Source organism: Micromonospora sp. SYSU B005 (assembly GCF_055362685.1).
This window is the reverse complement of the sequence record NZ_JAXCFU010000001.1, coordinates 390,109-402,523: the sequence shown is the minus strand read 5'-3', so window position 1 is coordinate 402,523 and position 12,415 is coordinate 390,109. Positions and strand designations below refer to the sequence as shown.

Annotated in this window: 9 protein-coding genes; 5 read left to right on the top strand and 4 right to left on the bottom strand. The window is 73.6% G+C overall.

Annotated features, from left to right (window positions below; genetic code table 11):
• Positions 1-94: 94 nt before the first annotated feature.
• Positions 95-1,642 carry a glycosyltransferase family 2 protein gene (locus SM452_RS01865; RefSeq protein WP_463839203.1) on the bottom strand — a complete coding sequence of 516 codons (1,548 nt, stop codon included), beginning with the start codon at positions 1,640-1,642 and terminating at the stop codon, positions 95-97.
• Positions 1,643-1,804: 162 nt separating this feature from the next.
• Here SM452_RS01865 and SM452_RS01860 point away from each other — a divergent pair, with 162 nt between their 5' ends.
• From SM452_RS01860 to SM452_RS01840, 5 genes are all read left to right on the top strand, one after another.
• Entirely contained in the window at positions 1,805-2,719 is a 915-nt protein-coding gene (locus SM452_RS01860) for an ABC transporter ATP-binding protein (protein WP_013288493.1), read from the top strand.
• On the top strand, positions 2,712-3,590 hold the full coding sequence (locus tag SM452_RS01855) for an ABC transporter permease (RefSeq protein WP_366621852.1): 879 nt from the start codon (positions 2,712-2,714) through the stop codon (positions 3,588-3,590). The genes SM452_RS01860 and SM452_RS01855 overlap by 8 nt, the downstream gene beginning before the upstream one ends.
• Positions 3,587-4,546, top strand: coding sequence for an ABC transporter ATP-binding protein (locus SM452_RS01850; RefSeq protein WP_366621850.1), 960 nt, complete (start codon positions 3,587-3,589; stop codon positions 4,544-4,546). Before SM452_RS01855 ends, SM452_RS01850 begins: the two co-directional genes overlap by 4 nt.
• Complete coding sequence (locus tag SM452_RS01845) at positions 4,546-5,256, top strand: ABC transporter permease subunit (RefSeq protein WP_262015876.1); 711 nt, start codon at positions 4,546-4,548, stop codon at positions 5,254-5,256. Before SM452_RS01850 ends, SM452_RS01845 begins: the two co-directional genes overlap by 1 nt.
• Positions 5,257-5,414: 158 nt before the next feature.
• A complete protein-coding gene (locus tag SM452_RS01840; RefSeq protein ID WP_315985950.1) occupies positions 5,415-5,843 on the top strand; it encodes a hypothetical protein in 429 nt (142 codons plus the stop codon).
• A gap of 61 nt (positions 5,844-5,904) precedes the next feature.
• Here the strand turns inward: SM452_RS01840 and valS are convergent, their stop codons facing one another.
• From valS to SM452_RS01825, 3 genes are all read right to left on the bottom strand, one after another.
• Positions 5,905-8,469 (bottom strand): valine--tRNA ligase, encoded by a 2,565-nt coding sequence (gene valS / locus SM452_RS01835; protein ID WP_463839202.1) that lies wholly within the window; start codon positions 8,467-8,469, stop codon positions 5,905-5,907.
• Between the two features lie 169 nt (positions 8,470-8,638).
• Positions 8,639-10,561, bottom strand: coding sequence for an ABC transporter ATP-binding protein (locus SM452_RS01830; RefSeq protein ID WP_463839201.1), 1,923 nt, complete (start codon positions 10,559-10,561; stop codon positions 8,639-8,641).
• Entirely contained in the window at positions 10,558-12,378 is a 1,821-nt protein-coding gene (locus SM452_RS01825) for an ABC transporter ATP-binding protein (protein ID WP_463839200.1), read from the bottom strand. The genes SM452_RS01830 and SM452_RS01825 overlap by 4 nt, the downstream gene beginning before the upstream one ends.
• Between the last annotated feature and the right edge of the window lie 37 nt (positions 12,379-12,415).

Here is a 12,415-nt window from a genome sequence, read left to right as displayed (position 1 = left end):
GCAGCCCACCGGCGATCGGTCGAGAGCGCCACCCGCCTCCCGGTGATCGCGTGTCCGGCGACCGAGCCGAGGACGAACCGGGGTCACCGAATCCTTACCGGTGTGCCGCCGCCGGTCGATCGTGCGAACGGCTGCCGGAGCGCGCCGACCGGCCGAGCGCGCGGTCCCGGATCCGACGGACCGCGCGACGGATCCGGGACGGGAGCCGGCGCGAGTCCTCCACCCGGGGCGGGCCGCCGTCGGCTGCGCAGCGCACCACGAGCGGCAGGCGGACGTCCGGCGCCCAGCCGGCCTGGATCACCCGGGCCCGAACCTCCCAGGTGCCCCGGGTCCGGCCACCGTTGAGTTCCGCGAAGTCGACGGTGGCGGTGCTGCGGTGGCGCACCTCGCCGGTGTCGACATGTTCGGTGGTGGCGGCCACCGGCAGGAAGAACTCCTCCCGGGTCTCCCGGCGGCGGACGACGACGTCGGTCCGCGCCCCGCCGGCCCGCATCACGACCCCGGCCGGTGCCGCGTCGGCCACCGGGAGCACCGGTAGCCCCTGTTCGTCGAAGCGCAGCGGCTCGTCACCGGCGCGCAGGTGGGCGTCGACGGTGATGGTCAGCGTCCGCCCCTGGACCCGCCATCCGCCGACCGAGGCGTGGGCCCGGACGCTCACCTCCCACTCCGCCAGCCGGCGCAGGTCCGCCACCCGGCCCCGCGCGGCGAGGTGCGCGATCACCTGGAACATCGGCGGCAACCCGGCGACCGCCTCCGGCGTGAAGCGCTCCTCGACGAGCCGGCCCACCTCGCCGGCCACCTGGTCGGCCCACTGCTCCGGCGCGCTCAGCAGGGTCTGCCCGCGCAGCCGGCTCAGCATCTCCTTGCGCAGCCAGCGCCGCTGCAGGCGGAGGCGGGTCGCGGCGGGCGACCGGTTCGCGTCCACGATGTCCAGCGCCTCCCGCAGCGCCGCGTAGTACTCGGCCGGGTCCATCCGGGTGGCGGTGACGTTGCCCGCGTCCGCCCGGCGGATGTGGTGGTAGCAGGGGTGATCGGCCAGCACGCAGACGCGCCCGGCCAGCAGGTAGGCCGCCGCCATCAGCCGGTGGTCCTCCAGGCGGCGCGGGTGGCCCTCCGGGAACCGCAGCCCGTGGCGGTCCAGGAAGGACCGCCGGAACAGCTTGTGGCAGGTCATGCTGTCGGCCAGCGGCGCGTTCGCCAGCGTGACGCCGAACCGGTTCTCCCGGAACAGCTCCCGCGGTACGCCCCGCCGGTGCCCGATCATCCGCCCGATGACGATGTCCGCGTCGTGTTCCCGGGCGCAGGCGTGCAGGCGGGCCAGCGCCTCGTCGCCGAACCAGTCGTCGTCGTCGGCGAAGAAGACGTACTCGCCGCGCGCCTGCTCCAGCCCTCGGTTGCGTGGGTGCGACGGCCAGCCCGAGTGCTCCAGGTGCAGGACCCGTACGTGCGGGTCGGCGGCGGCCAGCTCGTCCAGGCGCTGCGGGGTGCCGTCGGTCGACCCGTCGTCGGCGAAGATCACCTCGTACGAACCGGGCGGCAGCCCCTGCTTCGGCAGCGACGCGACGAGCGGATCGAGGTTCGCGCCGCAGTTGTACGTGGGCACCACCACGCTCACCATCGTGCGGTCCGTACCGTCGGTCATGCCGCCCCCCGTCGAGTCGCCTCACCCGGTGGCAGCATCCCGGAGCGGTCGCCACCCCGCTACCCCGTTCCCGCCACCTAGGGGCTGCGAGGGCCGAGGATCAGGGGATCGCAGGGGTCAGGAGCGGCTCCGGCGAGGCGCCGGAGTTCTACGCTGAACGGCGTGACACTGCTCGCGACCGAGTCGCTGACCAAGACGTACGGAGGCCGGGTCACCGCGTTGGCCGACCTCACCGTGTCGGTCGAGCCGGGGATCATCGGGCTGGTGGGCGCGAACGGCGCCGGCAAGTCCACTCTGATCAAGATCCTGCTGGGTCTGCTCCCGCCGACCAGCGGCCGGGTGCAGGTGCTCGGCCTCGACCCCACCACCGACCCCGCCGCGGTCCGTGCCCGGGTCGGCTACATGCCCGAGCACGACGCCCTCCCGCCCGACCTGTCCGCCGCCGAGCTGGTCACCCACCTGGGCCGGATCAGCGGGCTGCCGCGCACCGTCGCCCGGGAACGGGCCTCCGAGGCGCTGCGCCACGTCGGTCTGCACGAGGAGCGGCACCGGGCCGTCGGTGGCTACTCCACCGGCATGAAGCAGCGGGTCAAGCTCGCCCAGGCGCTCGTACACGATCCCGATCTGCTGTTGCTCGACGAGCCGACGAACGGCCTCGACCCGGCCGGCCGGGACGCCATGCTCGCGCTGATCCACCGGATCGGCACCGAGTTCGGCATCTCGGTGGTGGTCTGCTCGCACCTGCTCGGCGAGGTGGAGCGGATCTGCGACACGCTCGTCGCCATCGACGGCGGGCGGCTGCTGCGCGCCGACCGGGTGTCCGCCATGACCACCGCCACCGACGTGCTCGCCGTCGAGGTGAGCGAGGGCACCGAGGAACTGGCTGCCCGGCTCACCGCGCTCGACCTGCCGGTGACCCGCGACGGGCGGCTGCTGCTCGTCCCGCTCGCCGACGACGCCACCTACGACCAGATCCTCGGCGCGGTCGCCGAGCTGGACCTGCCGCTGCACCGGCTGGACCAGCGACGGCACCGGGTGGCCGAACTCTTCGCCGCGAGGGAGCCCAGCCATGTCTGACGCGACCGGGGTCATCCACGACATCGGCTACCAGCGCTACACCGGCCCGCGGCTCGGCCGCCGGCAGGTCTTCGGCGCGCTCTACCTGCACGGCGTGCGTACCGTCTTCGGGCTGGGCCGCAGCGCCAAGGCCAAGATCTTCCCGTGGCTCGTCGTCTCCGTGGTGACCGTGGTGGCCGCCGGGGTGACCGCGGTGCGCAGCCAGATCGGCGAGGTGGTGATGACGTACGCCCAGTTCGCCGACGCGATGAGCTGGCTGGTCATCTTCTTCGCCGCGGTGGCCGCGCCCGAGCTGGTCTCCCGCGACCTGCGCAGCGGCGTGCTGCCGCTGTACTTCTCCCGCCCGCTGCCGCGCGGCGACTACGCCCTGTCCAAGCTGCTGGCGCTCGTGACCGCGCTGTGGCTGCTGCTCGGCGGCCCGCAGCTGGTGATGTTCCTCGGCGCCGCGTTCACCACGAAGCGGGGTATCGGCGGGGTGTGGGACGAACTGCTCGACCTGCTGCCCGGGCTGCTCTATGCCGGGCTCTGGGCGGTGGTGTTCGCCTCGATCGCCCTGCTGGTCGCCTCGCTCACCGGCAAGCGCGCGTTCGCCGCCGGCGGCATCGTGGCGGTCTTCCTGATGACCACGCCGGTCGTGGGCGTGCTGTCCATCCTGCCGTCGTCCACTGTCAACGAGCTGGCCTTCCTCGCCTCCCCGCCGACGCTCGTCGGCGGCGTGGGCAACTGGGCCCTCGGCGACCGGCTGACCCAGGGACGGGGCGGCATGCCGATCGGCGACTTCGGGCCGGTCTACGCCGTGGTCGCCGTGCTGCTGGTCGCCGCCTGCGTCAGCCTGCTGCTCCTGCGATACCGGAAGGTGGCCGCCCGATGACGGCGATCAGCACCCAGTCGACGGCCGGTACGCCCGCCGCCGCGACGAGCACGCTCGACCTGGCCGGTGTCTCCCGCTGGTACGGCAACGTGGTGGCGGTCAACGACGTCACCATGCGGCTCGGCCCCGGCGTGACCGGCCTGCTCGGCCCCAACGGCGCCGGCAAGACCACGCTGCTGCACATGATGGCGGGCTTCCTGTCCCCGTCGCGCGGGACCGTGACGCTGGACGGGGAGCCGACCTGGCGCAACCCCGCCGTCTACCGGCGGCTCGGCCTGGTCAGCGAGCGCGAGGCGGTGCACACGTTCCTCAGCGCGTACGAGTTCGTGCTCGCCAGCGCGAAGCTGCACCGGCTGCCCGACCCGGAGGCCGCCACGAAGCGGGCGATCGAGCTGGTCGAGATGGAGGACGCGCAGACCCGCCGGATCGGCACCTACTCCAAGGGCATGCGGCAGCGCACCCGGGTCGCCGCCGCGCTCGTGCACGACCCGCAGGTGCTGCTGCTCGACGAGCCGTTCAACGGGATGGACCCGCGCCAGCGGCTGCACATGATGGCGCTGCTGCACCGGCTCGGCGACGCGGGACGGACCATCCTGTTCAGCTCGCACATCCTGGAGGAGGTCGAGCAGGTCTCCGGCACGGTCCAGGTGATGGTGGCCGGCCGGCTCGCCGCCTCCGGCGACTACCGGACCATCCGCCGCCTGATGACCAACCGGCCGCACGTGTTCGCGGTCCGCTCCACCGACGACCGTGCGCTGGCGGTGGCGCTGATGGGCGAGGCGTCGGTCTCCGGCGTCGAGCTGGACCGTACCGGCCTGACCGTCAAGGCCGGCGACTACGGCGCGTTCACCCGGGCACTGCCCCGGATCGCGCTCCGGCACGGCATCCGGGTCCGGCAGCTCCTGCCGGAGGACGAGTCGCTGGAGAGCGTCTTCTCGTATCTGGTGGAGGCATGATGTCGACAGTCACCTGGATCACCGCGCGCGGGCTGTTCGGCCGGAGCCGGTTCCTCATGCTGCTGCCGTTGCCGCTGGTCCTGATCGGCCTGGCGGTGCTCTGCCGGTCGCTCGGCGTCGACCCGGGCCAGTGGGGTCCGCCGGTGCTCGTCGGCCTCGGCCTCGCGGTGGTGCTGCCGGTGGTGGCGCTGATCGTGGGCACCGGCGTGCTCGGCGCGGAGATCGACGACGGCACCGTCGTGCACATCCTCACCAAGCCGCTGCCGCGCTGGCAGATCGTGCTGCCGAAACTGGCGGTCGCGGCCGGCGTCACAGCGGTCACCGTCGGCGTCCCGATCTACGTCGCGGGCGTGCTCGCCGATTCGGTACGCCTCGGACTCGCGCTGGTGGCCGCCTCGGCGGCGGGCGCGCTGGCGTACTCGGCGCTGTTCCTGGCGCTGAGCCTGGTGACCCGGCGGCCGGTGCTGCTCGGCCTGGTCTACGTGCTGATCTGGGAAGGGCTGCTGGGCCGGTTCGTCGGCGGCACCCGGGTGCTGTCGATCCAGCAGTGGGTGATCGCCCTGGCCGACCGGATGGCGCCGACGCCGCTGCTCGGCACCACCGTCTCGGTGCCGGTCGCGGCGGTGCTCACCGGGCTGGTGGCGGTCGGGTTCACCGTGCTGGCGATCGACCGCCTGCGCTCGTTCAGCGTGGCCGGCGAGACGAGCTGAACCCTCGGGGCGGAACCCGTTTTCCGGCACGAGCGGCGGAAAACGGGTTCTGCCCTGCCGTGTCCGGTCTGTTAGTTTGCGGCGGCTACGCACACCGACACGGGGAGAACACCTTGCGTTCAGCTCGCCTCGCCCTGCTGGCTCCGGCCGCGGTCGCGATGATCGTCATGTCCGGCTGCGGCGACGACGACAAGCCCTCGGCCGGACCGGCGGCGCCCTCCGCCCCCGCCGCCACCTCCGTGCCGCCGGTGACCCCGGCGCCGGCGGGCCTCGACGAGGCCACCCGGAAGACCTGCGCGACGGCGGAGAAGGACATCACGGCCGCCCTGAAGGAGGTGGCCGAGGCGGAGAAGATCGGCCCGCCGGCCGGCCACTCGGCGGTCAGCGCCCAGTACTCGGCGGGCGCGGCCACGCTCTACACGCACGCCTTCACCAGCAGCGATGAGGTGAACGCCGCGGTGAAGGGGGTCGCCACCGCCATGACCGACCTCGCCGACACGTGGGCCAAGGCGCCGGGCAAGTCGCCGAGCAAGGCGGATCTGACCACCGCCCGGGACAAGCTCAAGGCGGCCTGCGCGGCCGACTGAGGCATGCACCGCCGAGGGGCGGCCGGCGTCACGCCGGCCGCCCCTCGGCGTACCTGACGGATCAGAAAGCGCAGGCGACGACCAGTTCGGTGGTGCGGTCGGGCAGCAGGTCCAGCTTCGCGATCCGGCCCGCCGCGCGCAGGTCGTCGGCGACCATGCCGAGCTGGTCCAGCACGGCTGCCGGTCCGAGCGCCTCGGCCAGCGGCACGTCCGCCTTCATCGACAGCTTCCGTTCCGACTTGGCGCGTCGCACCTGACCCAGCGCGTCAGCGGCCAGCCGCAGCAGCTCCGGGTCACCCGGCGCCTCCATCGCGCGGCCCACCTCGTACGTGGTCGGCCACGGCGCGCGGTGCACCGACCCGTACCGCCACCACGACCAGACCTCCTCGGTGACGAACGGCAGCACCGGCGCGAACAGGCGCAACTGCACCGACAACGCGGTCGCCAGCGCCGCCCGGGCCGAGTCGGCCGCCGGCCCGGTGCCGTAGGCGCGCTCCTTCACCAACTCGATGTAGTCGTCGCAGAACCGCCAGAAGAACGCCTCCGTCGCCATCAGGGCGGCCGTGTGGTCGTACCCGTCGAAGGCGGTGGTCGCGGTCGCGACCACGCCGGACAGTTCGGCGAGCATCGCGGTGTCCAGCGGTTGGGTCGCCGCGGCCCGCAGCGCGTCGGCGGCGCCCAGCCCGAGCGCGAACCGCGACGCGTTGAGCAGCTTGGTGGCCAGCCGGCGCCCCACCTTGACCTGGGCCGGGTCGAAGGCGAGGTCCATGCCCGGCTTGCCGTTCGCGGCCCAGTAGCGGACCGCGTCGGACCCGTTCTGCTCCAGCAGCGCCATCGGCGTGACCACGTTGCCCTTGGACTTCGACATCTTCTTGCGGTCCGGGTCGAGGATCCAGCCGGAGAGCACGGCGGTGTGCCACGGCAGCGCGCCGTGCTCCAGGTGGGAGCGGGCCACCGTGGCGAACAGCCAGGTCCGGATGATGTCGTGCCCCTGCGGGCGCAGGTCCATCGGGAAGACCCGGGCGAACAGGTCCGGGTCGGTCTCCCAGCCGCCGACGATCTGCGGGGTCAGCGACGAGGTGGCCCAGGTGTCCAGCACGTCCGGGTCACCGGTGAATCCGCCCGGCACGCCGCGCTGCGACTCCTCGAATCCGGGCGGCGGCTCGCTGCTCGGGTCGATCGGGAGCGCCGCCTCGTCCGGCGTGAGAGGGTGGGACCAGTCCGGCTCGCCAGTGTCGTCGAGCCGGTACCACACCGGCACCGGCACGCCGAAGAACCGCTGCCGGCTGACCAGCCAGTCACCGGTGAGACCACCCACCCAGTGCTCGTACCGGTGCCGCATGTGCTCCGGCACCCAGCGCAGCTCCCGCCCCCGGGCCAGCAGTTCCTCCCGCAGGTCGGTGTCCCGGCCGCCGTTGCGCAGGTACCACTGCCGGGTCGAGACGATCTCCAGCGGCCGGTCGCCGCGCTCGTAGAACTTCACCGGGTGGGTGATCGGCCGCGGCTCGCCGACCAGGTCGCCCGCGTCCGCGAGCAACTCGACCAGCGTCCGCCGGGCGCCGTTCACCGTCTGCCCGGCCAGCGCCGCGTAGGGCTCCGCCGGCACGCCGGCCGGCGGCTCCGGCAGCAGGCGTCCGTCCCGGCCGATCACCACGCGGGTGTCCAGCCGCAGCTCACGCCACCAGGTCACGTCGGTCAGGTCACCGAACGTGCAGACCATCGCGATGCCCGTGCCCTTGGCCGGGTCCGCCAGCGGGTGCGCGCGCACCGGCACCTCGACCCCGAACACCGGGGTACGCGCAGCGGCGCCGACCAGGTCCGCGTACCGCTCGTCGTCGGGGTGGCAGACGAGCGCCACGCAGGCCGGCAGCAGTTCCGGCCGGGTGGTGTCGATCAGCACCTCGCGGCCGTCCGGGCCGGTGAACCGCAGCCGGTGGTACGCGCCGGGCCGCTCCCGGTCCTCCAGCTCCGCCTGGGCGACGGCGGTGCCGAACCCGACGTCCCACAGCGTCGGCGCCTCGGCCTGGTACGCCTCGCCCCGGGCCAGGTTGCGCAGGAACGCGCGCTGGCTGGCCGCGCGGGCCGCCGACCCGATAGTGGTGTACGTCAGCGACCAGTCCACCGACAGCCCGAGCCGCCGCCACAGCGCCTCGAACGCCTTCTCGTCCTCGACAGTGAGCAGTTCGCACAGCTCGATGAAGTTGCGCCGGGAGATCGCCGTCGGGTTCTTCCGGGCCGCGTCGTCCACGGGTGCGGCCGGCGGGCGCCAGTCCTCGTCGTACGGCAACGCCGGGTCGGGACGCACGCCGTACACGTTCTGCACCCGGCGTTCGGTGGGCAGCCCGTTGTCGTCCCAGCCCATCGGGTAGAAGACGGTGCGCCCGCGCATCCGCTGGAACCGGGCCACCGTGTCGGTGTGGGTGTACGAGAAGACGTGTCCCATGTGCAGCTCGCCCGACACGGTCGGCGGGGGAGTGTCGATCGCGTATACGTCCGACCGCTCCTTCGTGCGGTCGAACGCGTACGTGCCGTCGGACTGCCAGCGGCGGGCCCAGGTCTCCTCGAGGCCGTCCAGGCTCGGACGCTCGGGGACGCCGCCGCGGGCGCTCCTCGTGGTGTCGGTCATCAGCCGATGGTAGGCAGCCCGGCTGCCGCACTCCACGACTTTCCCCACCCCGCGCGTCCTCGCCTGTCCCCGCCCCTGTCCCCGTCGATCTTGCGCTTGCTGCCCCGGCGTAAGCCGCTTATCGGGTATCCCGTGGGCGCCAAGTGCAAGATCGGCGGGGGTGAACGGGCTAGAGGAGGGAGTCGCGCCACTGGCGGTGCAGGGCGGCGTAGCGGCCGTCGGCGGCGATCAGCTCGGCCGGTGGGCCGTCCTCCACGATCCGTCCGTCGTCGAGCACCAGCACCCGGTCCGCGGTCTCCACCGTGGAGAGCCGGTGCGCGATCACCAGCGCTGTGCGGTCCCGCAGCACGTTGTGCAGGGCCCGCTGCACCAGGCGTTCGGTCGGCACGTCGAGCGACGAGGTCGCCTCGTCGAGGATCAGCACCCGGGGATCGGCGAGGAACGCCCGGGCGAACGCCACGAGCTGCCGCTGCCCGGCGGAGAGCCGGCCGCCGCGCCGGTGAACGTCCGTGGCGTACCCGTCGGGCAGCGCCGCGATGAAGTCGTGCGCGCCGATCGCCCGCGCGGCCGCGACCACCGCCTCGTCGTCGGCGTCGGGACGGCCGAACCTGATGTTGTCGGCGACGGAACCGCTGAACAGGTGGGTCTCCTGGGTCACCAGCACCACGGCCCGGCGCAGCTCGGCGTCGGCCAGGTCGCGCAGGTCCACCCCGTCCAGCCGGACCGCGCCCGCGTCCGGGTCGTGGAAGCGGGCCACCAGCTTCGCGACTGTCGACTTCCCGGCGCCGGTCGGCCCGATCAGCGCCACCGTCTGCCCCGGCGGCACGGTCAGGTCGAGGCCGGACAGAATCGGCGTCCGGCGGCGGTAGCCGAAGTCGACGGCACGGAAGGTCACCGCCCCGCGCGGCGGCCCGGCCGGCAGCGGCACCGGCTGCGCCGGTTCGGCCACCGCCGGGCGCTCGTCGAGTACCCCGGCCAGCTTCTCCAGCGCGGCGGTCGCCGACTGCAGCGAGTTGTAGAACTGGCTCAGCTCCTCCATCGGCTCGAAGAACCGGCGCAGGTAGAGCAGGAACGCGGCGAGCACGCCCACCTCCACGCCGCCGCCCAGCACCCGCCAGCCGCCGTACCCGAGCACCACCGCCGCGGTGAGGTTGCCGATCAGCCGGATGCCCGGCGAGTAGATCGCGATCAGCCGGAACGCGCTCAGGCTGGAGCGCCGGTAGTCGTCGTTCACCGCGCCGAAGATGTGGTCGTTGCGGTCCTCCCGTCGGTACGCCTGCACGGCCCGGATGCCGCGCAGCGACTCGACGAAGTGCACGATGACGAGCGCCACCGCCTCCCGGGTGCGCCGGTACGCCCCGGCCGACGCGCGGGCGAACCAGCGCGACAGCACGAACAGGAACGGGAAGGCGAGCAGCGTCACCGCCGCCAGCGGCAGGTCCAGCCAGAGCAGGATGCCCGCCACCGACAGCACTGACAGCCCGGCCATGACCAGCTTGTCGATGCCGCCGTCGACCAGCTCGGCGATCGACTCCAGGTCGCTGGTCAGCCGGGACACCATCCGGCCGGACGTGTAGCGCTCGTGGAACCCGACGTCGAGGCGAAGGAAGTGCCCGTACACCCGGCGGCGCAGGTCCAGCAGGACGGCCTGCCCGATCCGGGCGGCGAGGGTGAGGAACGCGCGCCGGGCCGCGTACTCGACAGCGGTGGCGACCACGAACGCGGCGGCGACGGCGATCAGCGGGCCGGGATCACCGGCCCGCAGCGGCCCGATGCCCCTGTCGATGCCGAGCATGACCAGGTACGGCCCGGACATCGCGGCGGCGTTCTGCGCCAGCAGCAGTGCCACCGCCAGCCCGAGCGCCCGCCGGTGCGGGCGCAGCAGCCGGCGCAGCAGCAGCCGGCTGCGGGCACGCAGCCGGGTCACCGCCTCCGGGGACGAGTCCTCGGCCCGGCTGCGGTCGGCGTCCGGGTCGGTGGCCTGCCCGCGCCAGCGCGACAGGTCGTCACCGTCGCCGTGCCGCGCGCCGGTCGACCCGTCACCGCTCCGCGCGTCGCGGGGCCTGGGTACCCGCGGCGCGCGGCCGGTCACGAGCGCACCAGGCCGACGCCGTCGCTCCGGCGCTCGGGCTCGGCGGACAACACCGCCCGGTAGGCGGGCACCCGGGCCAGCAGCTCCGAGTGGGTGCCGACGGCGACGATCCGGCCGTCGTCGAGCAACGCCACCCGGTCCGCCAGCGCCACCGTCGACGGACGGTGCGCCACCAGCAGGGTCGTGGTCGCGGTGTCCCGCAGCACTCGGCGCAGAGCCGCCTCGACGAGCGCCTCGGTGTGCACGTCGAGCGCGGAGAGCGGGTCGTCGAGCACCAGCACCGCAGGCCGGCCGAGCACCGCACGCGCCAGCGCGAGGCGCTGCCGCTGGCCGCCGGACAGCGACAGCCCCTGCTCACCGACCCGGGTGGCGAGCCCCCACGGCAGCTCGTACGCGAAGTCCGCCTGGGCGAGCGTCAGCGCGGCGCGGACCTCGTCCTCGCTCGCGTCCGGCCGGCCCAGCGTGAGGTTCTCCCAGATCGACATGGAGAACAGCGTCGGCTCCTCGAACGCCACGGCGACGAGCCGGCGCAACGAGTCCAGCCGCAGGTCACGCACGTCGTGCCCGTCGAGCGTGATCCGGCCGCCGGTCACCTCGTGCAGCCGGGGGACCAGCGACAGCAGCGTGCTCTTGCCGCAGCCGGTGGCGCCGACCAGCGCCATCGTCTCGCCCGGCTCGACTGTCAGGTCGAGGTCGCGCAGCACCGGGCCGGACGTGCCGGGGTAGCGGAAGCCGACCGCCTCGAAGCGGAGCCGGCCGCGCACCTCGCCCCGGTCGAGCGACCGGGCGTGCGGAGCGTCCACGATGGTCGGCGGTGTGTCCAGCACCTCCTGGATCCGGTCGGCGGCGGTCGCGGCCTCCTGGCCGTTGGCGATGATCCAGCCCAGCGACTGCACCGGCCAGATCAGCATGAGCTGGAGACTGACGAACGCGACCAGCTCCCCGATGGACAGCGCGCCGTCGGCGACCGCTGCGGCGCCGGCCACCAGCACCGCGCCGAGCGTCAGGTTGGGCACCAGGTCGAACAGCGCGGAGGTCCGGGCGAGCAGCCGCGCCTTGCCGATCCCGGTGTCGTGCAGCCGGCGCGCGCCGACGGCGAACCGGGCCGCCAGTTCCGGCCCGCGCCCGTACGCCCGCATGGTGCGCAACCCCAGCGCGGTCTCCTCGACCAGTGTGGCGACGTCGCCCTGCTGGTCCTGCATGCGACGCGACGCCGCGTGGTAGTGCCGGGCGAAGCAGCGGCTGATCAGGAACAGCGGTACGGCGCTGGCTGCCACCAGCAGCCCCAGCCACTGGTGCAGCCGGATCAGCAGCGCCACCACCGCCGCGTAGGTGACCAGGTTGAGCACCAGGAACAGCAGCCCGAAGGAGAGGAACCGCCGGATCACCGAGAGATCGCTGGTGATCCGGGACAGCAACTGGCCGGACTGCCAGCGGTCGTGGAAGCCGGCCGGAAGCCGTTGCAGGTGGGCGTAGATGTCGGCGCGGATGGCGGCCTCCATGCCGACCGAGGACGACGACTGCGTCCAGCGGCGGATGAAGATGAGGACCGCCTCGGCCACGCCGAGCAGCAGCGCCAGCGCGCCGAGCCGGAGCAGCCCGGCCTCGTCGTGCCGGGCCACCGGTCCGTCGACCACCCGCTGCACCACGAGCGGAACGGCCAGGCTCGCCGCGGTGGCCGCAAGCGCCGCGATCAGCAGCCAGGCGAACTCCATCGCGTACGGGCGCAGGTAGGGTCGCAGCCGCCAGAGGTTGCGCAGCGGCTGGGACCGGGCGCCGGTATGCGCCGCGGGGTTGCCGTCGCTGGACGCGGGCACTACCCGACGGTAGCCGCCGGGGGTGACAGTCCGGCTG